The sequence below is a fragment of the Arthrobacter echini genome (genome assembly GCF_008107445.1).
Taxonomy (GTDB): domain Bacteria; phylum Actinomycetota; class Actinomycetes; order Actinomycetales; family Micrococcaceae; genus Arthrobacter_D; species Arthrobacter_D echini_A.
Genome location: NZ_VSLD01000002.1, coordinates 128,627 through 150,710 on the forward strand (window position 1 = coordinate 128,627; position 22,084 = coordinate 150,710).

Genomic DNA, 22,084 nt, shown 5'->3' on the forward strand with positions numbered 1-22,084 from the left:
GTTGGATCAACACCTACTGTCGCACGGCACCACCGCGCCTCAAAGCCGTGCCCCGGGGCTGGTGCGTCGGGCCGGCAGGGGATGGCTCCGCGACGCCTCTGCCTCCGACTGCCAGGCGGCGGCCGGAGGCTCGACCTGTGGCGCGCACCTCGAGTTTCGTGCCCACGATGTCGACTCTGAAGGAGCCGAGGTCGTCCGTCCGGGCGACGGCGATTCCGTCGGCACCCAGCGCCTCGAGGGTTGCCGGGTGCGGGTGGCCGTAGTCGTTGTCGCGTCCCACGGAGATCAGGGCGAGGCTCGGCCGGACGGCGTCGATGACCGCGGTTCCCCCGTTCCGCGCGCCGTGGTGGGCAATCTTCAGCACGTCCACGGAGCCCTCCTCCAGCGCGGGGTGCTCCCGCAGCAGGACATCGGTGGCTCCTTCCTCGAGATCGCCCATCAGCAGCACACTCAGGGGACGCCCCGGGGCGGGGGCGAGGATCCCGAGCACCGCACTCGAATCGTTCTCCTCCGCTCCGGCCTCGTGTCCGCCGGCGTGGAGGACGTCGATGCTCAGCGGCGGCAGATCGAGGTCCGAGGCCTCGGTCAGCCTCGTGGCATCCACGCCCGCGTCCGCAGCAGCCTCGGTCACCGCCCGGGGCAGGCCGTCCTCCCCCGTGGAGTAGTACAACGCAGTCACGGTCCGTCCGCGGACCGCACCCTCGATACCCCCGTAGTGGTCCTCGTGCAGATGAGAGATCACCAGTGCGTCGATCACCCCGATGCCCAGGCGGTCCAGGCAGTGGTCCATCGCGTCGGGGTCGGGCCCGACGTCGACAACCAGAGCGTGGTCCGCTGTGGTCCTGACGACGATCCCATCGCCCTGCCCGACGTCGCACAGAGCCATGATCCACCGATCCTCGGCCGGCGCCGGTGCCCACACGACGAGCAAGGTTCCCCCAGCGAGCACCGGGACCAGAAGCGCCACGATGACGGCACGCGACGGTCTCCCTCCGAGCCACCGAGGCCATCGCCCGTCCGGCGGAGGGAGCCCCCGCGCGCTGGGCTTGTGCGTCCGGCACCGGTCCACGTTCGAGCTCTGATCCGCCGTCGGGATCTGATCCTGCATCGAGCCCTGATCCGCGTTCCGACTCTGGTCGGTCGTCTCCTCCCGCGCCCCGCGGCGGTGTCCTCGCGGGTGCGATGACCGCGCGATGACCAGCACCACGATGGCGGAGCCGACGGCAGTGACTGCGGTGCCTCCGATGCCCGGCATCCAGGGCAGTGAGGCCACCGGTGCCGCGGCGAACGTGTCGGCGATGCCTGCCACCCACCGCGTGCCCCACTGCGCCGCGAGGATCAGCGGGTGGGCGAGCGCCGGCGCGGAGACGAGCGCCAGGACCGCGAGCATGCCGAGGAGGGTGATGCCCGGCACAGCGGGTGAGGCCAGGACGTTCGCCGGGAGCGAGTACAGCGGCAGGGCGGGCTGGAGCAGGACGATGACGGGCAGGCAGAACAGCTGGGCGGTCGGCGGTATCGCCAGCACCTGAGCCACGAGCCGGGGCATGATCCGCGTGAGGACCGCGACGACCATCGGCCCGGCCGTGATGAGCCCGAGGGTCGCCAGCACGGACAGGATGAAGGCGAAGGACACGCAGAGCCAGGGATCCGCGGCCAGGAGCACGATGATCGAGACCAGCAGGAGGGTCAGGGACACCCTGCCCCGACCCGACAGGACGGCGATGATGCCGATGGTGCCCATGAGCGCGGCACGGAGCACGCTCGGTTCGGGCCGGACCAGCAGGACGAAGCAGAGGAGGGCGACGACCGCGCCCGCTGCCGCGAGGAATCGGGGTAGTCGCAGGCCTCGTAGGCCCAGGTAGGCGAACCCCACCACGTAGGAGCAGTTCGCCCCGCTCACGGCGGTGAGATGCGTCAGGCCGGTGGTCCTCATGGCGTCGGCGAGTGTCCGGTCCATACCCGTGCGATCGCCGAGAGCCATTCCCGGCAGCAGGCCCCCGTCCCGCTGGTCGCGCAGCGAGAGGTCACGGAAGTCGCGCCTGAGTTCCGCGGTGTAGGCGAGCCAGCCGCCTGCCTTCCCGATCGTCGGTGCGCCCGCGGGGACGAAGACAGCCACCGCTCGGCCGATCCGGTCCGGCGGAGCCACTGTCCCATATGCCCGGACGGTGTCCCCCGTCCCCAGGGTGCCCCACAGTTCCGGGCCGAAGACCACGACCGGCGTCCGGGCGGCGAAGGCCCTGCCTCGCAGTATCCCCCCGGTCACCTCCGCCTCGACCATGAAGCGCTCGCCACCGCCGAACGAGCCGGGACCCACGGCCACGGGCTCTCCGGAAACACGGAGCTGGGCGACGAGCGGGATCTTCCCCTCGACGGCTTCGGCCACCGGCCCGTGCTCCGCACGGGCGAGACTTCCGCCGGCGGACAGCAGGACCAGCGCCAGGGCGGCCAGTGGGACGATGCCCTGCACCGGCACGACGGCCCATGGACGGCGATCCTCCCCCGGGGCCGGCAGAGCCAGAGCCACGAGCGCTGCGGCGGCTCCCGCGGTGATCAGCCCGGCAGCCGTCGCGTGGATCGCCTCTCCACGCAGGGCCAGGATGGCGCCGAGCCAGGCCGCGGCGACCGCCGGGACGAGACGGACGTCTCCCGCCCAGCGCCATCGCGGAGGACGTCCGGCCGCTGGCACCGCACCCTCCTCCGGCGGCACTCCCGCGGGTCGCGTGGGATGGGGACGCGACGGGTGGGTTCTCACCGCACGGAGACGAGCGGCAGGATACCCTCGAGCATCGCCGGGCCGATACCCGGAACGGCGTCGATGTCCTCCGCCTGCAGGAAGGGCCCGTTGTCCTCGCGCCAGTCGATGATCCGCTGGCCGAGGACCGGGCCCACGCGGGGCAGTGTTTCGAGCTCCGCGAGCGTGGCCGTGTTGAGGTCGATCGCTCCGCCGGGGCCCCCTCCCTGACCGTTACCGGAGCCGGCAGGACCGCCCGCCGTAGGGCCCGCCCCGGAGCCCGGTGACGCGAGTACCGCCGGGTGCTCCCCCGGACCGATCCTCGGTTCCTCCCCGACTGCGAGGACGTGAATGTGCTGGCCGTCGACGGGCGGAGCCGCAAGATTGACGATCTCCAGGTCGGCGTCCGGGAGTGCTCCCCCCACCTCCTCGAGGATCTCTCCCAGCCGTGTCCCGTTCCGCACGGTCACGACGCCAGGAGTGGCGACCGCCCCGGTGACGTACACGATGATCGTGCCGGCGCCGTCCTGCTCCAGTGGTCCACCCGCCGTGCCGCTCCCCGGTCCTCCACCCGCACCCGGACCGACAGGATCTTCCGCCGGGGGCGGGGTCCCGACCGGCGGTGCTGACGCCGCGGACGAACCTGATGCAGTGGGGCGGGCGGCGTCGAGTTCCACGGAGATGGCAGCGGCGGACGGCTCGGAGCTGCGGACGAGGAACAGTGCGGCTCCCACGGCCAGGGCCACGCCGAGGAATACGAGGGCGGCCGACCGGCCGACCCGCCACCGGAGGCCGGCGCGGTCGAAGGTCCTCCCCCCGGTGATGCCGTCGGCAGTCCTGGTGTCCACAGTGGCGTCGTCAGCAGGGTCCCGATCGGCAGCGGCGTGGTCCGGAGAGTCCCGATCAACAGAGCCCGGAGCGGCGCGGGCCCGGGCGTGCAGTAGTGACGCCGGCGGATCCGCCTCCGGTACGGGGTCCGGTCGGCGGGGATCCCCCGTAGTCGGCCATCGATGCGTTCCCATGGCCCCACGCTAGGAGGTCAGGTCGGCTCCATCGGATCGGGTCGCGCCTATGTGGACATCCCCCGACGCGTGAAGGATCCGGCTCAGCGCTCCCCGGATGCCGCGGAACTGACGGTGACCGCTACCACACCGAGCCCCGCGTGCGCGGCGAGGACGGCGGGGCACGGTGCCGTCGCGACGGACGCAGCGCCGGCGACGGTCTCCAGGCGCTCCGCGAGAGCGAGGGCGTCCTCCTCGTTGCCGAAATGGTGCACGGTCAGGTGGACGCTGCCGCTCCGCGCGGCGACGTCGTCCGTGGTGAGTTCCTCGAGCCGCTGCAGCCCGCGTGCCGCCGAGCGCATGCGCTCCAGCGGCACCAGTGCGCCACCGCGGACATGCAGGATGACCCGGACCGACAGGAGGCTACCCAGCCACCCGGCGGCCGCCGTGATGCGCCCACCGCGCCGCAGCTGCTCGACACTCGGGACGTAGAAGTAGAGGGAGGACGCCCGCGCGATCATCGCCGCCGTCGCCGCCGCCGCGTGCAGCTCCGCACCTGCCCGCACCGCGTCCAGCGCCGCGAGGGCCGCTCGGCCCTGTGCCATTCCCGCGGTACGCGTGTCGATGACTTCCACGGGCAGCGCCGCGCGGGCGGCGGCCATGCGTGCCGCGTCCACCGTGCCGGAGAGCAGGCCGGAGAGATGGACGGAGACGACGCCGTCGAACCCCTCGTCGGCGAGCTGCCCGTAGGCGCGGTCGAACTGGCCCGGCGACGGACGCGAGGTGCGCACGTCCGCCCCTGCCGCCAGGGCCACCATCAGGGGTGCTGTGACGTCGTCGTGCTCGCCGGTGAGGATGTCGTTCCCGACGAGCACCGGCAGGGCGACGGTGCGGATCCCGTGCGCCGCACCGCCGACCTCCAGCCACTCGGGCGGGAAGCCGGCCGCCGAATCGGTGACGACGGCGATGCGCGCCGGTACCTCCGTACGGCCGGGGGCGGCTTCGGGGTGCATCAGGCCGGGACGATGTTGACCAGCTTGGGGGCCCGCACGATGACGGTGCGGATGCCGCGCCCGTCCAGTACCCGCTGCACTTGTTCGCTGGCCAGCGCGAGCTCGCGCAGCTCGTCCTCCCCGATGTCGGGCGAGACCGTCAGGCGCTCCCGCACCTTGCCCTGGACCTGGACCACCGCGACCACGCTCTCCTGCCGCACCAGCTCCTGGTCGACGGCGGGCCAGCCGGCGGTCGCGACGGTCGCCTCGTGGCCCAGGCGGTTCCAGAGGTCCTCCGCCGTGTAGGGCGCGAAGAGGCTCAGGAGGATCGCCACGGCCTCGGTGGCCTCGCGCACAGCCGGATCCGCGCCGCCCACGCCGGAGTCCACAGCCTTGCGTGTGGCGTTGACCAGCTCCATGAGCTTCGCGATCGCCACGTTGAACTTGTTGGCCTCCATCAGCGCGGCCGCCTCGGAGACGGTGCGGTGCGTCATCGAGCGCAGGGCCCGATCCCCCGTCGAGGGGTCGGTCCCCACGTCGCTCGTAACATCCGTCCCCAATCGCCACGCGCGCGCCAGGAACTTCGCGGAGCCCGACGGCGAGACATCGGCCCAGTCGACGTCGTCCTCCGGCGGCGACGCGAACACCATGGTGAGGCGGACGGCGTCCACCCCGTAACGGTCCAGCTGCTCGCCCAGGTCAACCCCGTTGCCGAGGGATTTACTCATGGCCCTGCCACCGTTGAGCACCTGACCCTGGTTCAGCAGCGCGCCGAACGGCTCGGTGAAGTCCACCATGCCGAGATCGAACAGGACCTTGGTGAAGAAGCGGCTGTAGAGCAGATGCAGGATGGCGTGCTCCACGCCGCCCACGTACTGGCCCACCGGCAGCCACCGGTTCACCGCCTCGGACTCGAAAGGAGCGGTATCGAGCTGCGGGTCGACGAAGCGCAGGTAGTACCAGGACGAATCCACGAAGGTGTCCATGGTGTCGGTATCGCGCTCGGCAGCGCCACCGCAGGCCGGGCACGGGACGTTCACCCACTCCTCGACCGCGGCCAGCGGCGAGGTTCCCTTCGGCGCCAGTGCCTCGCCGCGCAGACCCTCCGGCAGTGTCACCGGGAGCTGGTCGTCCGGCACCGGGACCTCGCCGCAGGACGGGCAGTGGATGATCGGGATGGGAGTACCCCAGAAGCGTTGCCGCGACAGCAGCCAGTCCCGCAGGCGGTAGTTGACGGTGTGCTCGCCGGTCCCCTGTCCCTCGATGAGCTCGATGGCACGACGGATGGCGGCGTCGCGGTCCAGTCCGCTGAGCTCGCCCGAATTGACGAGGGTGCCCTCGCCGACGGTGGCGACGCCGGTCTCCGCAGCGTCCTCGGCGCCGGTGTCCACGACGGTGCGCACGGGGAGGTCGAAGGTACGGGCGAAGTCGAGGTCCCGCTGGTCGTGGGCAGGGACGGCCATGATGGCACCCGTGCCGTAGTCGGCCAGCACGTAGTCGGCAGCCCAGACGGGCAGCTTCTCCCCGGTGAGTGGATTGATCGCATGGCGGCCGGTGAAGACGCCTGTCTTCTCCCGCTCCGTGGCCTGCCGCTCGATCTCGGACAGGCCCTTGACCTGGTCCCGGTAGGCCTCCAGCTCCGCCCGGCGGTCCGCGGTGACGAGGTCCAGCGCCAGCGGGGCGTCCGCTGCGACGACGAAGAAGGTGGCCCCGTACAGGGTGTCGGGGCGTGTGGTGAAGACCGGCACGTCCACGGCCGGCCTCTCGCCGTCGGCCTCGATGGCGAAGCGCACGTGCGCCCCCTCGGAGCGCCCGATCCAGTTGCGCTGCATGGCCAGGACACGCTCTGGCCAGCGCCCCTTGAGCTGCTCCATGTCGTCCAGCAGTCGATCGGCGTAGTCGGTGATCCTGAAGTACCACTGGTTCAGGTTCTTCTTGGTCACCAGGGTGCCGCAGCGCTCGCATGCCCCGTTGACGACCTGCTCGTTGGCGAGCACCGTCTGGTCCTTCGGGCACCAGTTCACCGGGGAGTTCTTGCGGTAGGCCAGGCCCCGCTGGAAGAACCGCACGAACAGCCACTGGGTCCAGCGGTAGTACTCGGGGTCGGAGGTGTGGACCCGCCTGCTCCAGTCGGCGCTGATCGCATAGCGCTTGAAGGACGTGGCCTGGGTCTCGATGTTCGCGTAGGTCCACTCCGCCGGATGCGCGTTGCGCTTGATCGCCGCGTTCTCGGCGGGCAGCCCGAAGGAGTCCCAGCCGATGGGATGGAGGACGTCGAAGCCCTGCTGCCGGTAGTAGCGCGCCACCACGTCCCCCATGGCGAAGGCCTCGGCGTGGCCCATGTGCAGATCGCCCGAGGGGTAGGGGAACATGTCGAGCACGTAGCGGCGCTCGCGCTCGCCGTCGTCGGACGGGGCGAAGGGCTGGAGCCTGTCCCATACGGCGGGCCATCTCGCCTCGATGGCCGCGACATCGTAGGTGTTCTCGTCCGGCTGGACGTCCCCTTGGTTGGTGCTCACTGTATGGCCTGTCCTTGTCGGTGGAACGTGGTGCCGGGCATGCCCTTCCGGCCGGCGGGCGACGCGCTGCTGGGTGTGGCCGGTCGGCGCCGAACACACAAAAGCCCCTCACACAGGAGGGGCCGCCGCAGGGTCGTGACCGAGCGGCTAGGGAAGGAGGAGGATCCGCAGCATGGCACCACTTTAGCAGTGTGCTCCTGCGACCCCGGCGGCGGGCACCGCGCGCCCGGTCCGTCGGTCGGACCGGGCGCTCGGTGACTGCTGTGCTACTCGACGTCCTCGTCGACCCAGTCGAAGGTCTTCGTGACGGCCTTCTTCCACAGGCGCAGCTGACGGTCGCGCTCGGCCGCGTCCATGGTCGGGTTCCAGCGCTTGTCCTCCGACCAGTTGGCCGCGAGCTCGTCGGTGTCCTTCCAGAAGTCGACGGCGAGTCCCGCGGCGTAGGCTGCGCCCAGCGCGGTGGTCTCCGTGACCTTCGGGCGGATGACCGGGATCCCGAGGATGTCCGCCTGGAACTGCATGAGGGCATCGTTGGCCACCATACCGCCGTCGACCCTCAGGTCCTCCATGTCGACACCGGAGTCGGCATTGGCGGCATCGAGTACCTCACGGGTCTGGAAGGCCGTCGCCTCCAGCGCTGCACGGGCAATGTGGCCCTTGTTCACGAACCGGGTCAGCCCCACGATCGCGCCGCGGGCGTCCGACCGCCAGTACGGTGCGAAGAGGCCGGAGAACGCGGGCACGATGTAGACGCCGCCGTTGTCCTCCACGGTCGTGGCGAGCTGCTCCACCTCGGGCGCGCTCTTGATCAGGCCCAGGTTGTCCCGGAGCCACTGGATGAGCGAGCCCGTGACGGCGATGGATCCCTCGAGCGCGTACACCGGCTTGGCGTCTCCGAGCTTGTAGCAGACCGTGGTGAGCAGGCCGTTCTTGGATTGGACGATCTCCTCGCCGGTGTTGACGATCATGAAGTTGCCCGTGCCGTAGGTGTTCTTCGCGCCGCCCTTGTCGAAGGCCGCCTGCCCGAAGGTCGCCGCCTGCTGGTCGCCGAGGATCCCGGCCACGGGGGTCTCCCGCAGCAGCTGCGAGGTGTGCACCGTGCCGTAGACCTCGGACGAGGACTTGATCTCGGGCATCATCGACAGAGGGACACCGAAGTCGGCCAGGATCGACTCGTCCCAGCTGAGGGTCTCCAGATCCATGAACAGCGTGCGGGACGCGTTGGTCACATCGGTGATGTGCACGCCTCCGTCGGTGCCGCCGGTGAGATTCCAGGTGACCCAGGAGTCGGTGTTGCCGAAGATGAGGTCGCCGGCCTCCGCCTTCTCGCGTGCACCCTCGACGTTGTCGAGGATCCACTTGATCTTCGTGCCGGAGAAATAGGTGGCCAGCGGCAGGCCCACCGTGGCCTTGTAGCGCTCCACCCCGCCGTCCTTCGCGAGTTCGTCGACGATGGACTGTGTCCGGGTGTCCTGCCAGACGATGGCGTTGTAGACGGCCTGGCCCGTGGTCTTGTCCCACACGACGGCGGTCTCGCGCTGGTTGGTGATACCGACGGCTGCGATGTCGTGCCGCGTGAGATTGGCCTTGGAGAGGGCCGATCCGATGACCTCGCGGGTGTTGTTCCAGATCTCGGCCGGGTCGTGCTCCACCCAGCCGGCTTTCGGGAAGATCTGCTCGTGTTCCTTCTGCCCGGACGAGACGATCTCGCCCTTGTGGTCGAAGACGATGGCCCTGCTGGAGGTGGTGCCCTGGTCGATGGCGATGACGTACTGCTGTGACATGTCGTACTCCTTCAGTTCATGAGGGGGTGATCAGCGGCTGCGGAGAGTCGCAGGAGCCTGCTCTCAGGCGGCGATGACGGGGAACGAGATGAACTGCACGACGATGCCGGCGAGCGCACCACCGACGATCGGTCCGAAGAACGGGACCCAGGCGTAGGCCCAGTCGCTGGAGCCCTTCCCCTTGATGGGCAGGAAGGCGTGGGCGATGCGCGGGCCGAGGTCACGGTTCGGGTTGATGGCGTATCCCGTGGGCCCACCGAGGGATGCGCCGATGCCGACCACGAGGAGTGCGACGGCCAGGGGGCCGATCTGGGTGGGGGTCCCGGCGAACGAGAGGATGACCAGGACCAGGACGAAGGTCGCGATGACCTCGGTGACCAGGTTCCAGCCGTAGGAACGGATGGCCGGACCGGTGGCGAACACACCGAGCTTGTTGGCCGGATCCGGCTCCTCGTCGAAGTGGTTCTTGTAGGACAGCCAGCACAGGACGGCGCCGACGATCGATCCGAGCATCTGAGCTGCGAGATATCCGAGTGTGGTGGCGAAGGTCTTGTCGACACCGGGTGCGTATTCAGCGGCGTCGCTGAAGAGCAGTCCGATGGTGACGGCGAAGTTCAGGTGCGCTCCCGAGAGGGCCGCCACGTAGACACCCGCGAAGACCGCGAGCCCCCACCCGAAGTTGACCATGAGAAAGCCGCCGTTGTTGCCCTTGGTCTTGGCGAGCGCAACGTTCGCGACCACACCCGTACCGAGCAGCAGCAGCAGCATTGTGCCGAAGGTTTCGGCGACGAATACTTCCAGAGACATCCTTGACTCCTTTGTCTATTCACTTGTCGACGGGTGCCGCCGCCTCGACGGCACCCGTTGGTTCCCCCCGGCAACCGCTGCCGTTGGCCATGCACCGCTGCGAGTGACAGCGGTTCGACGTCGTCGCGGCGGGTGCCGCTACGAGGTCAGGCTTGTGACGTGCACCCTGTGGGCCTCGGCGAGGACCTTGCCGGCCAGCTCGATCTCCGCAGCCGACTGCGCTGCGTCCCAGCCGAGCAATGGGGCGAGGGCCTCGGACAGCTCCGCGAGCAGCTCCTCGGTGACCAGTCCACGGAAGGCCAGCGAGGTACGGCGGATCAGCACGTCGATCAGGTGACCGATCTGCTCGTGCTCCACCATGTAGGCCAGTTCGCGGGTGCTCAGTTCGGCGGTCGAGGTGAACACGCGGTCGGGTCCTTCGGTGAGGTAGTCGATGACATCGCTCGCCCTGGTCCCGTAGCGGGTCAGCAGGACCCTCACGCGCGCCTCGTCGAACCCGGGGCGCACCATGCCCCTGACCCAGGCGCGTTCGGCCGCCTCGTCCGTGGGGAAGTCCTTCCCGCCGCCGATGGCCAGGCCCGCCGTGGAGGTGCGGCGCGGGCGGCCCAGTGCGGCGAGCGTGTCGTCGGCGAGATGCTCGGACAGCGCACGGAACGTGGTCCACTTGCCGCCCACGAGACTCAGCGTGGTCACCGTACGGCCGTCGGTCTTCTCCTCGCGCTTCTCGATCCGGTAGTCGCGTGACACGAACCCGGGCTGGGTCTCGTCGTGCCGCGGCAGCGGACGGACGCCGGAGAAGCTGTACACGATGTCTTCCTTGGCAACCGTGATGTCCGGGAAGACGTGGCCGATGAGTTCGAAGAAGTAGTCGATCTCCTCGTCGGTGCACACCGCCTGCTCGGTGACGTCGACGTCGATGTCGGTGGTCCCCACGAGAACCCTGTCACCCATCGGGTAGATGAGCACGATCCTGCCGTCCACGTGCTCGAAGAAGATCTCGGTCCCGTTGCAGGCCTTCAGCAGCTCCGGGTGGTCGAGCACGATGTGCGAACCCTTGGTCCCGCCCATGAAGCGGCTCTCGGTGCCCAGTGCGGCATTGGTCTCGTCCGTCCAGGCACCCGAGGCGTTGACGACGACGTCGGCCCGGAAGGTGAAGGTCTCACCCGTGAGCTCGTCGCGCAGTTCCACACCGTCCTCACCCGCACCGATCGCGCTGACGTAGTTGGCCGCCCGGACCGCGGGGTTGGCGAGCTGGCCGTCGCGGAGCACATCGAGCGTGAGCCGCTCGGGGTTGTGGACGGAGGCGTCGAAGTAGGTGGCGGCGTACTTGACGTCCTTGCGCAGGTCGGGCATGGAGGCGAGGGCCTTCTTGCGGCCCACGAAGGAGTGCCGGGGTACGTTGCCGCCGTCGCGGGAGAAGAAGTCGTACATGGTCAGGCCGGCCTTGATGAGCACGGCGCCGCGCTCCACCTGCTTGCCCTGCTTGTGCGTCAGGAAGCGCAGCGGTGCGGAGAGGATACCCGAGAACGTGGAGTAGATGGGGATCGTGGTCTGCAGGGGCTTGACGTAGTGGGGAGCGATCTTCATGAGGGCGTTACGCTCGATCACCGATTCGCGGACAAGACGGAACTCGCCGTTCTCGAGATAGCGGATACCGCCGTGGATCATGTGCGAGGAAGCACCGGAGGCACCCTGGCAGTAGTCGCCGCGTTCCACGAGAGCCACGTCCACTCCCTGGAGCGCCAGATCCCGGAAGGTGCCCACCCCGTTGATCCCGCCGCCGATGATGAGCACGGAGGCTCGGGGGTTGTCCCTGAGCTCCTGCACCACCGTGCGGGTCGATTCTGCTGCGCCTTCGTGACTGGTCCGGCCGGCTGGGATGCTCAAGGTACTACTCCGTAACGTCAATGTCTGGAATGGTTGCTGCCCCTCAAGTGTCCGAGGACTGCAAATAACAGTCAACCGCATTGCACGAACGTGCACTGGTGGCCGACACTGGTGTCATGACGGCGACGAATGAGGCCGAACCCCCACTCCCCGGGCACGCCTCCGGCAACCGGTCGCGCGAGGCCCTGCGTGCCGCGCAGATGTACTACCTGCAGGACCTGACCATGGACGCCATCGCGCGGGAACTGCGGACCTCGCGCTCCACGGTGTCGCGGCTGCTGTCGATGGCGCGCGAGACGGGTCTCGTGCAGATCCAGGTGAACAACCCGACGGAGCGCACGCCCGCGCTGGAGCAGCAGATCAGTCGCCGCTTCGACATCGACGCGCACGTGGTGCCGATCGCGGACACCGTCAACGACTCGGAGGTGCTCAACCGCGTGGCGCTGCAGGCGGCGCGCACCATCGGTCCGCTCGTGGACTCCAACGCGATCATCGGCGTGGCCTGGGGCTCCACCCTCAGCGCCGTGAGCCACTGCCTCACCCGCAAGCAGACCCACGACAGCACGATCGTGCAGCTCAACGGTGCGGGCAATACCGAGACCACAGGCATTTCCTACGCCAGTGAGATCCTGCGCCGGTTCGGGCAGGCCTACGGGGCGCGTGTGGAGCAGTTCCCCGTGCCTGCGTTCTTCGACCACGCTGCTACGAAGCAGGCCATGTGGAACGAACGCAGCGTGCGGCGCATCCTTGATCTGCAGGACCGCATGACCATGGCCATCTTCGGCGTCGGCTCCATCGGGGCTGGCATCCCCAGCCACGTCTACAGCGGCGGGTACCTCGATCCGGAGGACCTGGAGACCCTGGAGGCGGACGGCGTGGTGGGCGACGTGGCCACGATGTTCTTCCGGGCCGACGGCAGCCACCGGAACATCCTGCTGAACGAGCGCAGCACCGGACCTGATCTGGGTGATCTCCGGCGGGTCGACCGGCGCATCTGCGTCGTGTCCGGCGAGTCGAAGATCCACGGCCTCCGCGGGGCGCTCGCCGCAGGCCTGGCCACGGACCTCATCCTCGACGAAGGCTCCGCGCGGCGCCTGATCGGAGCCTGAGTCGATCACCCCACCCGGTGCGGGCCTCGGTAGAGTGCCCTCATGACGCACTCCCTGCCCCACGCCCAGCTCGCCGACGGACACTCCATGGACGTGATCGGTTACGGCGTCTACAAGGTGCCGCCCGAGGACACCGAGCGGCTGAGTTCGACGGCGCTCGGGAGCGGCTACCGGCTCATCGACACGGCCGCGCTGTACGGCAACGAGGCCGGCGTCGGCGCTGCCGTGCGGTCCTGGACCGGCGATCGCGACGACCTGTTCGTCACCTCGAAGGTGTGGAACGACGCCCACGGGTACGACGCCACGCTGCGCGCCTTCGACACCAGCATGGACCTGCTCGGACTCGACCGGCTCGACCTGTACCTGATCCACTGGCCGTGCCCGGCGCAGGACCTGTACGTCGAGTCGTGGCGCGCCCTGATCCAGCTCCGTGCGGAGGACCGCGTGCGCTCAGTGGGCGTCTCGAACTTCCAGCAGGACCACCTGCAGCGGCTGCTCGACGAGACGGGCGTTGTCCCGGTCCTGAACCAGGTGGAGCTGCACCCCTATCTCCAGCAGCGCGAGCTGCGCGCGTTCCACGAGCAGCACGGGATCCTCACCCAGGCCTGGAGCCCACTCGGGCGCGGCAGTGTGCTCGACGATCCCGTGATCGGCGAGCTCGCGGAGCAGCTCGGACGCACGTCCGCCCAGGTGGTGCTCCGCTGGCACCTGCAGCACGGGATCCTCACCATCCCGAAGTCCAGCACGCCGGAGCGCATCAGCTCGAACCTGGACATCTTCGGCTTCGTGCTCGACGACCGGCAGATGGCGGCCCTGGACGGCCTGGACCGGGACCAGCGCTCCGGCTCGCATCCCGACCGGGTGGGGTGATGCGCCGAACGGTCGCCCACACCGTCCCGTGGGAGGGCACGATGCAGCGGGTGTGGGACATCGCCGCGACGGGGAGGGCCGCAGGTGCAACGACGATCGTGATGGTGCACGGCTTCCGCGGCGACCACCACGGACTGCAGCGCCTCGCCGAGGAGCTACCGGAGCATCGCGTCCTCCTCCCGGATCTGCCCGGCTTCGGCCAGGGCCAGGAACTGCCCGGAACCCACGACGTCGCCGCCTACGCCCGCTTCATCGGTGAATGCGTCCTCGACCTCGCGGACCATCGCCCCGTGCTGCTGGGACACTCCTTCGGCTCCATCGTCGCCGTGGCGGCGGCGGCGGCGCGGCCGGAGGCCGTGGCGGCGCTGGTACTCATCAACCCGATCAGCACGCCGGCCCTCGAGGGACCCAGCCGTCTCGCGTCCCGGGCGGCCGAGGCCTACTACGTGGCGGCGGACCGCCTGCCGGAGCGCGCGGGCCGGGCCCTGCTGGCGAATCGGGTGATCGTCCGGCTCATGAGCGTGTTCATGGCGACGACGAAGGACCGCTCGCTGCGCCGCTGGATCCACGGCCAGCACCGCGCGTACTTCAGCTCCTTCACCAGCCGCCGCGTGGTGCTCGAGGCCTTCCGCGCCTCCATCTCCGGCACCGTGCGGGACCGGGCCCCGGAGCTCGCGGTGCCGGTCCTGCTCGTGGTCGCGGAGCAGGATCCCCTCGGCTCCCAGGAGAGCCAGCGCGAGCTCGCGGCGCTCATCCCGGACGCTACGCTCCGGGTGATCCCCGGGGTGGGGCACCTGGTGCACTACGAGAAGCCGCGGGAGGCTGCCCGGCTCATCGAGGAGTACCTGGAGGCCCTGCCCGGATGAGGATCCTCGTCGACGCCCGCTTCACCCGCACCGACCAGCACGACGGCATCAGCCGCTACGGGGCGGGACTCATCGCCGCGCTCGCCACGACGGACGACGTCGTGATGCTCATCAGCGATCCACGGCAGCTGGCACTGCTCCCGGACGTGCCCCACGTGCGCGTCACCAGCCCGCTCTCCCCCGCCGAGCTGTTCATCGCCCTGCGGATCAACCGGCTCCGACCCGACGTCGTCGTCTGCCCCATGCAGACCATGGGGTCCTGGGGGCGCCGCTACCCGCTCGTGCTCACGCTGCACGACCTCATCTACTACCAGAACCCCACACCGCCGGGCTTCCTCCCCCTGCCGGTGCGCCTGCTCTGGCGGCTGTACCACCTGGCGTACTGGCCGCAGCGCATGCTGCTGGACCGCGCAGACGTCGTCGCCACCATCTCCGAGACCACGGCCAGGCTGATCGGGGCGCACCGGCTCACCCGCCGGCCCGTGCTGCTCGTGGGGAACGCACCCCAGCCGGCGCAGTCCCACCGGGACCCGGCCGCCCCGCGCTCGCCCTCGCTGCTCTACATGGGCTCCTTCATGCCGTACAAGAACGTGGAGACGCTTGTCCGGGCCATGCAACTGCTCCCCGGACATACACTGCATCTGCTGAGCCGCATCACGCCCACGCGCCGCGCGGAGCTCTCGGCCCTGGCTCCGGAGGACCGCGTGGTGTTCCACGACGGCGTCACGGACGCCGCGTACCAGGACCTGCTCCACGACTCCACGGCCCTCGTGACACTCTCCCGGGCGGAGGGGTACGGACTGCCCGTCATCGAGGCGATGGCCACCGGGACACCCGTGATCGCGAGCGACATCCCCATCTTCCGCGAGGTGGGGGGCCGTGCCGCGGCCTACGTGGATCCCGACGACCCCGCGGCCGTCGCTGCCGCCGTTCGTTCACTGGATGACGCCGGGACCTGGACCGCTGCCTCCCGCGCCGGAGTGGAGCGCGCCGCCACGTACTCGTGGGCGACCTCGGCCCACCAGCTCCGGCAGGCATGCCGCCGGGCTGTTGCGGAATTCGACCGACGGCGAGCCGGGCGGGCGGCAGGGGCCCTCCCATGAGTGATCTGCAGTGCCCCGCCACGGCCGTTCTCGTGGAGACCGGCGCCACCGAGGAGACGTCGACGGACCGGCGGCGGATCGCGGCCCGCTTCGAGCTGCGGACGGGTGAGGACGTCGACGCGTTCGTCGGGGCGACGGCGGACGAGTTCCGCGGGGAGGCCTTCGTGGTTGCCGCGCCCGGCCCCTCCCTGGTTCGGGCCCTGCGGCTGCACCGGATCCGGGAGGATCCTCCGGTGGCGATCGAGGTCGACGCGGACGGCTGGCGCGTCGCGGCGCCCTGACCCGGGTCGGAACCGCAGTTCATGCACGCGGCGTCGACGACCACGGACGCTACAGCACATCCAGCGCGTCGAGGCGGAGGTGCACCGGCTCCGCCCGACGCGCGGACAGCGCCGCCCGACGTGAGCGCAGCTGCCGAGTGACACCTGCGGCCGCACGGTAAGGGAAGAACACGAGGGCGCGGTGGCTGCCCTGGCCGGCCAGCGCTTCGGTGGATGCGCCGCCCCGGATCGGAGTGCCGGCCGCGGCCCGGGCTGCGGCCTGGGCGTCCCGGCGCACATCGGGGGGAACGGGTGAGGGACCGACCACGCGCGCCACGCCGTCCAGGTCCATGCCCTCGAGGAAGTGCAGCACGGCCTCCCGCGAGCCGGTCAGCACCGCGAAGCGGACCGCCGGGGGCAGTCCGAGCTCCTGGCGTTCGGCCAGCTCGCGCGCTGCGGCACCGGCAGGATCCCAGCGCACCAGGTGCCCGGCGGCGACGTCGTCGTCGCCCGTGATCACCACCGTGCCGCCCAGCGCGGCCGGCCGAGCGAGGACGGCGGCGGAGAACCAGCGCCGCCGGGCCTCCTCCCCGGCACGCAGGGACTCGCGGCCCAGGAGGGCGTTGCCGTCGAGCAGGATGACGGCGGCGTACCCGGTGGCGGCGACGGGCTCGGCGCCGGGCGTCGCGACGACGACGGCGGGTGCCTCCCCGACGTCGTCCACGATGTGCTCGCCCGCGGAGGAGACGACCGGAATTCCCGGGAAGGCCCTGCCGAGTTCCTCGGCGGTCCGCGTGGACCCGGAGACCGTTGCCCGGAGCCGGGTGCCGCCGCATTCGGAGCAGGACCACTGGGCTTCGGGCCGTCCGCACCAGCGGCACGCCGGGAGAGCGTTCCGCCCGGTCTGCGCCAGGGGTCCGGCGCAGACCCGGCAGCGCGCAGGATGCCGGCACCGTTCGCACGCCAGGGCCGGGGAGAACCCCGTGCGTGCCACCTGCAGCAGGACGGGTCCGTGACGCAGCCCCACCTGCGCCGCGGACCACGCCACATGCGGGATACGCGCCTGTGCTGCCAGCGGATCGCGTTCGAGCTGATAAGCGTCGGTCGCGTGCATCACGCGCGGCGTGGACCGGCGCACCTCGGGGCGATCCGCCTCGATTGTCCTCGCCCACCCGGTGTCCACGAGCCGCTGGGCCTGGGTGGACCGCGTGAAGGACGCCAGGAGCACTGCCGCACCCTTCTGCTCGGCGCGCAGCAGCAGCACGTCGCGCACGTGCTGATAGGGGGCCCGCTGCTCCACGTGCTGATCGTCGCCGTCGTCCCAGAGGCACACGAGGCCGAGGTTCCGCACCGGTGCGTAGGCGGCCGAGCGGGTTCCCACCGCCACGGTCGCGGCCCCCGTGAGCAGCCGCAGGAAGTTCCGGTAGCGGGGCGTGGCGCCGTCCTCCGCGGTCAGGCGGGCCACCGCGGCTGCGCCGAGGCGGGCCACGAGGGCGGCCTCCACGCGGGCGAGATCACGCTGATCCGGCACGACGACGACCGCCCCGCGACCCGATGCCGCAGTTGCGACGACGGCGTCGGCGAGCTCCGCCGTCCAGGCGGCGCTACCGTAGCCGCCGAGGCTCGTCAGCGCGGCGCGCGGCGACTCCCCGGCCGCGAGGTGCTGCAGGTAGGCGGGTCCCGTGGGATAGCGGAGGAAGCCCCCCGAAGGGCCGGGGTCTCCCGGAGCAGCACCGTCGGCCGTGTGGTGCCGCGGCTCCAGGAACTCGGCCTCGACGCGCGCCATCCGGGGAGGCACGGCCGAGCGGAGCACATCGCTCACCATCCCCGCAGCGCGCTCCGCCACACTGGTCGCGAGATCGAGGATCTCCGGTGTGAGGACCTGCAGCGGGGAGACGATCTTCGCCAGGGGCAGCAGGGTGGCCGTCGTGCTGGCCTCGGCGACCCGTTCCGCGAGGAACCCCGCATGCTCCCGCCCAGCGAAGCGGACTTTCACCCGCACGCCGGGCTGTGCGTCGGCGTCGAGTTCCGCGGGCACGCTGTAGTCGAAGTAGCGGTCGAGGTGCGGCAACTGCCCGTCGAGCAGCACACGTGCAATCGGCAGCGCCGCGGCCCGGACGGGGTCCGCCGAGGGCAGCCTGGCAGGACCGAAGCCGTGCAGGAGGGTGAGCTGCCCGTCGTCCCCGCCATGGTCTGTGCGGTCCGTCATGATGCTGGTGTCCAACAGCCGGTCTGTGGGCTGCCGGACGCTCCCTCCCCCCGGATCAGGCGTTGAAGTAACTGCGCAGCTTGTCCACCCTGTCGGTCCGCTCCCAGGTGAAGCCGTCCTCCTCGCGGCCGAAGTGGCCGTGGGCTGCCGTACGCTGGTAGATGGGACGCTTCAGATCGAGCGCGTTGATGATGCCGAGCGGCCGCAGGTCGAAGATCTCCCGGATAGCGTCACCGATCGCCAGGGGGTCCACCGTCTCCGTCCCGAAGGTTTCCACGTAGACACCCACGGGCTGCGCCATGCCGATCGCGTAGGCGATCTGGATCTCGGCACGGCGCGCCAGCCCGGCGGCCACCACGTTCTTGGCCACCCAGCGCATGGCGTAGGCGGCCGAACGGTCCACCTTCGAGGGATCCTTGCCGCTGAAGGCCCCACCTCCGTGACGGGCCATGCCGCCGTAGGTGTCCACGATGATCTTGCGTCCGGTCAGCCCCGCGTCGCCCACGGGACCGCCGATCACGAATGCACCCCCCGGGTTGAGGATGTGGCGCACGGCGGAGGTATCCAGCTCTGACGCACTCAGCACCGGCGTGATGACGTGCTCCACCAGGGCTTCGCGGAGCTCGTCGAGGGAGACCTCCGCTGCGTGCTGGGAGGAGATCACCACGGAGTCGATGGAGACCGGCGTGTGGCCGTCGTACCCGATGGTCACCTGGGTCTTGCCGTCGGGCCGCAGGTAGGGCAGGGTGCCGTCCTTGCGGACGGTGGTGAGCCGTTCGGAGAGTCGGTGGGCCAGCCAGACCGGTGTGGGCATGAGCACCGCGGTCTCGTCGCTCGCGTACCCGAACATGATGCCTTGGTCGCCGGCGCCCTGCGCGTCGTAGGGGTCCAGCCCGGTGCCCTCGCGTGTCTCCAGGGAGGTGAACACCCCGGAGGCGATCTCCGGGCTCTGCTGTCCGATCGAGACCGAGACACCGCAGCGGGCGCCGTCGAAGCCGTTGGCCGAGGAGTCGTAGCCGATCCCCAGGATGGTCTTGCGGACGATGTCGGGGATCTCCACGTAGGCCTCGGTGGTGACCTCGCCGGCCACGTGCACCAGGCCGGTGGTCACAAGCGTCTCCACGGCCACCCGGGACTCGGCGTCCTGGGCGAGCAGACCGTCGAGGATCGCGTCGCTGATCTGGTCGCAGATTTTGTCCGGATGGCCCTCCGTCACCGATTCCGAGGTGAACAGGCGCAGCGCAGGAGCAGTACTGGGTGAATTCACCTGCCCACTCTACTGGCTTCGCCGTGACGCTCCCGCCCGGAGGCCGGATGCTCCATCCGCTCGCGATCGACCGCCATCGTGACTGCCATCCCGACCGGCAGGACGACCGGCAGGACGACCGGCAGGTCAGTCCTGGAGCAGCCCGGCCGCGTGGGCGATCACGGCATCGGCGATGGTGCGCTTGCTCCCCCGGATCGCGGCGGACTCGGTGCCCCGCGCGTCGAGGATGGTGATCTCGTTCGTGTCCTGGCCGAAGACCAGGTGGGAGCCCACCACGTTGAGGACCAGGAAGTCACAGCCCTTGCGGGCGAGCTTGGCCCGGGCGTGCGAGACCGGATCAGCGGTGGCGTCGCCGGTCTCCGCTGCGAAGCCGGCGATCACCAGCGGCCCGGTACGTCCGGCGCGCGCCAGGACGGCATCGCGCAGGACGTCGGGATTGCGCACGAGCGTGATCACGGGATCCTCGCCGTCGCCCTTCTTGATCTTCGCGTCCATGACCTCGGCCGGGCGGTAGTCCGCGACGGCCGCGGCCATCACGAGCACATCGGTGGTGGGCAGTGCCGCGAGCACGGCCTCCCGCAGGTCCAGGGCCGACTCGACCCGGACGACGTCGCAGCCAGCGGGCGGCGGAACCTCCGCATGGGCGAGGACGAGCGAGACGTGCGCCCCCTGGGCGAGGGCTGCCTCGGCCAGGGCCATGCCCTGCTTTCCGGAGGACCGGTTACCGAGGAACCGAACCGGATCGAGCGCCTCGCGGGTGCCTCCGACCGAGATGGTGACGCGCTTCCCGTGCAGCGCACCGGTACCCGCGCGGCGCGCGGCGGCACGCATGGCCGCGGCGAAGATGTCCGCCGGCTCCGGCAGCCTGCCCGGCCCGGAATCGGCGCCCGTCAGACGCCCGGAGGCCGGCTCGACAACGGTGATGCCGCGCCCTCGGAGGGTCTCCACATTGGCGCGCGTAGCGGCGTGCTGCCACATCTCGGTGTGCATGGCGGGAGCCATGACCACGGGCCCGTGGGCCATGAGCAGCGTGCCGGTGAGGAGGTCGTCGGCCAGCCCTGCGGCGGCGCGGGCCAGGACGTCGGCAGTGGCGGGCGCCACCACGATGAGGTCGGCCTCGTGGCCGAGCCGCACGTGGCTGACCCTGTCGACGGCGTCCCAGACGCTGTTGGTCACGGGATTGCCGGAGAGAGCTTCCCACGTGGCGGTGCCGACGAAGCGGGTGGCGGCCTCGGTGGGGATCACCGTGACGTCATGCCCCGCCTCCGTGAAAAGACGGAGGAGGGATGCTGCCTTGTAGGCTGCGATCCCTCCTCCGACACCAAGTACTATGCGCACCGGTCTGCTGCCTCCTCGGCGGGCCCGATTACTCGGACGTGTCCATGGGCGAGGAGACGAGCATGCCCTCGTCGATCTCGCGCAGCGCGATCGAGAGGGGCTTCTCGTTGAGCTTCGTGTCGACCAGCGGGCCGACGTACTCGAAGAGGCCCTCGTGCAGCTGCGAGTAATACGCATTGATCTGGCGGGCGCGCTTGGCGCCGAAGATCACCAGGGCGTACTTCGAGTCCGAGGTCTCCAGCAGGGAGTCGATGGACGGGTTGATGATGCCTTCGGGCTGAGTTGACACAAAATCTCCAAGGGGTGGTCGGAACGGCGCGCGCAGGCCTTCTCAGCGCTGCAGCGGGTGCAGTCCCATCAGTGAAACGAGCTCGTCTGCCGCATGCTCCACGGAGTCGTTGATGACGGTGTGGTTGAATTCCGGCTCGGCGGCAAGCTCCAGTTTAGCGGTTTCCAGCCGTTGCTGCTGCTCCTGGGCTGTTTCGGTGCCCCGACCCACGAGCCGGCGCACCATCTCGTCCCAGCTGGGCGGGGCCAGGAACACGAAATTGGCCTCCGGCATGGTCTCCCTGACCTTGCGTGCTCCCTGCAGATCGATCTCCAACAGCACCCGGCGCCCCTGGTCGATGGCCTCCTGGACGGTGCGCCGCAGGGTGCCGTACCGGTTCCTCCCGTGGACCACGGCCCACTCCAGGAGTTCACCGTCCGTCGTCAGCTGATCGAACTCCTCGGGAGAGACGAAGAAGTAGTGCACGCCGTCCTCCTCGCCGGGCCGCGGTGGCCGGGTGGTGGCCGAGACGGAGAGCCAGACATCCGGGTAGTTGTCACGGATGTAGGTCGACACCGTCCCCTTGCCCACCGCCGTCGGGCCTGCCAGGACTGTCAGCCGGGATAGTGACACGAATGCTTCCTCACTTACCGGCGGGGCCGGCATTCTGCTGGTCGAGGTACTCGACCAGGGCTTTGCGCTGATGGATGCCGAGGCCGCGCACACGGCGTGTGGCGGCGATCCCCACCTCGGCCATGATGGTTGCGGCGCGGACGTCGCCCACGCGGGGCAGCGCCTTCAGCAGGTCCAGGACCTTCAGGCGCCCCACGGCGTCGTCGCCGCCGGGATTCTCGATCACTTCCGCCACCGAAAGACTACCCGCCTTCAGCCGCGACTTGATGTCCGCCCGGGCCAGCCGCGCCGCCCCGGCCTTCTCGCGGGCAGCGGCCCGTTCGGCCTCCGTCAAGGGCTTCAGGTTCACAGGCCCTCCCGGGGCCGGACAGCACCGGAGGGCGTCCGCTCGTTGTCTGGATGGAACAGGTCTGGATGGAACAGGTCTGGATGGTTCGGGG

General features: G+C 70.2%; 18 protein-coding genes. 5 read left to right on the forward strand and 13 right to left on the reverse strand.

Translation table 11 applies throughout. The features are described 5' to 3' along the window. Window positions 1-13: 13 nt before the first annotated feature. From FQ377_RS05225 to FQ377_RS05255, 7 genes are all read right to left on the reverse strand, one after another. Window positions 14-2,686, reverse strand: coding sequence for a ComEC/Rec2 family competence protein (locus FQ377_RS05225; RefSeq protein WP_148600206.1), 2,673 nt, complete (start codon window positions 2,684-2,686; stop codon window positions 14-16). Window positions 2,687-2,748: 62 nt separating this feature from the next. After that, complete coding sequence (locus FQ377_RS05230) at window positions 2,749-3,579, reverse strand: ComEA family DNA-binding protein (RefSeq protein WP_222861841.1); 831 nt, start codon at window positions 3,577-3,579, stop codon at window positions 2,749-2,751. A gap of 257 nt (window positions 3,580-3,836) precedes the next feature. Further along, window positions 3,837-4,745, reverse strand: a complete 909-nt coding sequence (locus FQ377_RS05235; protein ID WP_148600208.1) for a DegV family protein — start codon at window positions 4,743-4,745, stop codon at window positions 3,837-3,839. Then, the gene (leuS, locus tag FQ377_RS05240) at window positions 4,745-7,243 is read right to left on the reverse strand and encodes a leucine--tRNA ligase (RefSeq protein ID WP_148600209.1); all 2,499 of its coding nucleotides are present in this window, start codon (window positions 7,241-7,243) and stop codon (window positions 4,745-4,747) included. The genes FQ377_RS05235 and leuS overlap by 1 nt, the downstream gene beginning before the upstream one ends. A 266-nt stretch (window positions 7,244-7,509) precedes the next feature. Then, window positions 7,510-9,027 carry a glycerol kinase GlpK gene (gene glpK, locus FQ377_RS05245; protein ID WP_148600210.1) on the reverse strand — a complete coding sequence of 506 codons (1,518 nt, stop codon included), beginning with the start codon at window positions 9,025-9,027 and terminating at the stop codon, window positions 7,510-7,512. A 63-nt stretch (window positions 9,028-9,090) separates the two neighbouring features. Then, entirely contained in the window at window positions 9,091-9,834 is a 744-nt protein-coding gene (locus FQ377_RS05250) for an MIP/aquaporin family protein (RefSeq protein ID WP_148600211.1), read from the reverse strand. 138 nt (window positions 9,835-9,972) lie between these two features. Next, window positions 9,973-11,715 (reverse strand): glycerol-3-phosphate dehydrogenase/oxidase, encoded by a 1,743-nt coding sequence (locus FQ377_RS05255; RefSeq protein WP_395858472.1) that lies wholly within the window; start codon window positions 11,713-11,715, stop codon window positions 9,973-9,975. 122 nt (window positions 11,716-11,837) lie between these two features. Here FQ377_RS05255 and FQ377_RS05260 point away from each other — a divergent pair, with 122 nt between their 5' ends. From FQ377_RS05260 to FQ377_RS05280, 5 genes are read left to right on the forward strand one after another with little or no spacing between them, the layout of a single operon-like run. Next, entirely contained in the window at window positions 11,838-12,830 is a 993-nt protein-coding gene (locus tag FQ377_RS05260; RefSeq protein ID WP_148600213.1) for a sugar-binding transcriptional regulator, read from the forward strand. Window positions 12,831-12,872: 42 nt separating this feature from the next. Further along, a complete protein-coding gene (locus FQ377_RS05265; RefSeq protein WP_148600214.1) occupies window positions 12,873-13,700 on the forward strand; it encodes an aldo/keto reductase in 828 nt (275 codons plus the stop codon). Next, window positions 13,700-14,566 (forward strand): alpha/beta fold hydrolase, encoded by an 867-nt coding sequence (locus FQ377_RS05270; RefSeq protein WP_148600215.1) that lies wholly within the window; start codon window positions 13,700-13,702, stop codon window positions 14,564-14,566. Before FQ377_RS05265 ends, FQ377_RS05270 begins: the two co-directional genes overlap by 1 nt. Next, window positions 14,563-15,669 (forward strand): glycosyltransferase family 4 protein, encoded by a 1,107-nt coding sequence (locus FQ377_RS05275; RefSeq protein WP_148600216.1) that lies wholly within the window; start codon window positions 14,563-14,565, stop codon window positions 15,667-15,669. Before FQ377_RS05270 ends, FQ377_RS05275 begins: the two co-directional genes overlap by 4 nt. Beyond that, a complete protein-coding gene (locus tag FQ377_RS05280) occupies window positions 15,666-15,950 on the forward strand; it encodes a hypothetical protein (protein WP_148600217.1) in 285 nt (94 codons plus the stop codon). Before FQ377_RS05275 ends, FQ377_RS05280 begins: the two co-directional genes overlap by 4 nt. Window positions 15,951-15,999: 49 nt before the next feature. Here the strand turns inward: FQ377_RS05280 and FQ377_RS05285 are convergent, their stop codons facing one another. From FQ377_RS05285 to mihF, 6 genes are all read right to left on the reverse strand, one after another. Beyond that, complete coding sequence (locus FQ377_RS05285; RefSeq protein WP_148600218.1) at window positions 16,000-18,138, reverse strand: primosomal protein N'; 2,139 nt, start codon at window positions 18,136-18,138, stop codon at window positions 16,000-16,002. 55 nt (window positions 18,139-18,193) lie between these two features. Further along, the gene (gene metK, locus FQ377_RS05290; protein WP_148600219.1) at window positions 18,194-19,405 is read right to left on the reverse strand and encodes a methionine adenosyltransferase; all 1,212 of its coding nucleotides are present in this window, start codon (window positions 19,403-19,405) and stop codon (window positions 18,194-18,196) included. Between the two features lie 126 nt (window positions 19,406-19,531). Further along, window positions 19,532-20,743 carry a bifunctional phosphopantothenoylcysteine decarboxylase/phosphopantothenate--cysteine ligase CoaBC gene (gene coaBC / locus FQ377_RS05295; RefSeq protein ID WP_148600220.1) on the reverse strand — a complete coding sequence of 404 codons (1,212 nt, stop codon included), beginning with the start codon at window positions 20,741-20,743 and terminating at the stop codon, window positions 19,532-19,534. 28 nt (window positions 20,744-20,771) lie between these two features. Continuing rightward, window positions 20,772-21,032, reverse strand: coding sequence for a DNA-directed RNA polymerase subunit omega (rpoZ, locus tag FQ377_RS05300; RefSeq protein WP_148600221.1), 261 nt, complete (start codon window positions 21,030-21,032; stop codon window positions 20,772-20,774). Between the two features lie 42 nt (window positions 21,033-21,074). Next, window positions 21,075-21,644 (reverse strand): guanylate kinase, encoded by a 570-nt coding sequence (gmk, locus tag FQ377_RS05305; protein ID WP_262364290.1) that lies wholly within the window; start codon window positions 21,642-21,644, stop codon window positions 21,075-21,077. A 10-nt stretch (window positions 21,645-21,654) separates the two neighbouring features. Continuing rightward, complete coding sequence (gene mihF, locus FQ377_RS05310; RefSeq protein WP_148600223.1) at window positions 21,655-21,993, reverse strand: integration host factor, actinobacterial type; 339 nt, start codon at window positions 21,991-21,993, stop codon at window positions 21,655-21,657. Between the last annotated feature and the right edge of the window lie 91 nt (window positions 21,994-22,084).

What these genes read in the sequence shown, in the direction of transcription:
- FQ377_RS05265 (WP_148600214.1), top strand. Translation starts at nt 12,873, where the DNA reads ATGACGCACTCCCTGCCCCACGCCCAGCTCGCCGACGGACACTCCATG.
- FQ377_RS05250 (WP_148600211.1), bottom strand. Translation starts at nt 9,834, where the DNA reads ATGTCTCTGGAAGTATTCGTCGCCGAAACCTTCGGCACAATGCTGCTG.
- FQ377_RS05275 (WP_148600216.1), top strand. Translation starts at nt 14,563, where the DNA reads ATGAGGATCCTCGTCGACGCCCGCTTCACCCGCACCGACCAGCACGAC.
- FQ377_RS05285 (WP_148600218.1), bottom strand. Translation starts at nt 18,138, where the DNA reads ATGACGGACCGCACAGACCATGGCGGGGACGACGGGCAGCTCACCCTC.
- FQ377_RS05270 (WP_148600215.1), top strand. Translation starts at nt 13,700, where the DNA reads ATGCGCCGAACGGTCGCCCACACCGTCCCGTGGGAGGGCACGATGCAG.
- glpK (WP_148600210.1), bottom strand. Translation starts at nt 9,027, where the DNA reads ATGTCACAGCAGTACGTCATCGCCATCGACCAGGGCACCACCTCCAGC.
- FQ377_RS05235 (WP_148600208.1), bottom strand. Translation starts at nt 4,745, where the DNA reads ATGCACCCCGAAGCCGCCCCCGGCCGTACGGAGGTACCGGCGCGCATC.
- FQ377_RS05260 (WP_148600213.1), top strand. Translation starts at nt 11,838, where the DNA reads ATGACGGCGACGAATGAGGCCGAACCCCCACTCCCCGGGCACGCCTCC.
- FQ377_RS05280 (WP_148600217.1), top strand. Translation starts at nt 15,666, where the DNA reads ATGAGTGATCTGCAGTGCCCCGCCACGGCCGTTCTCGTGGAGACCGGC.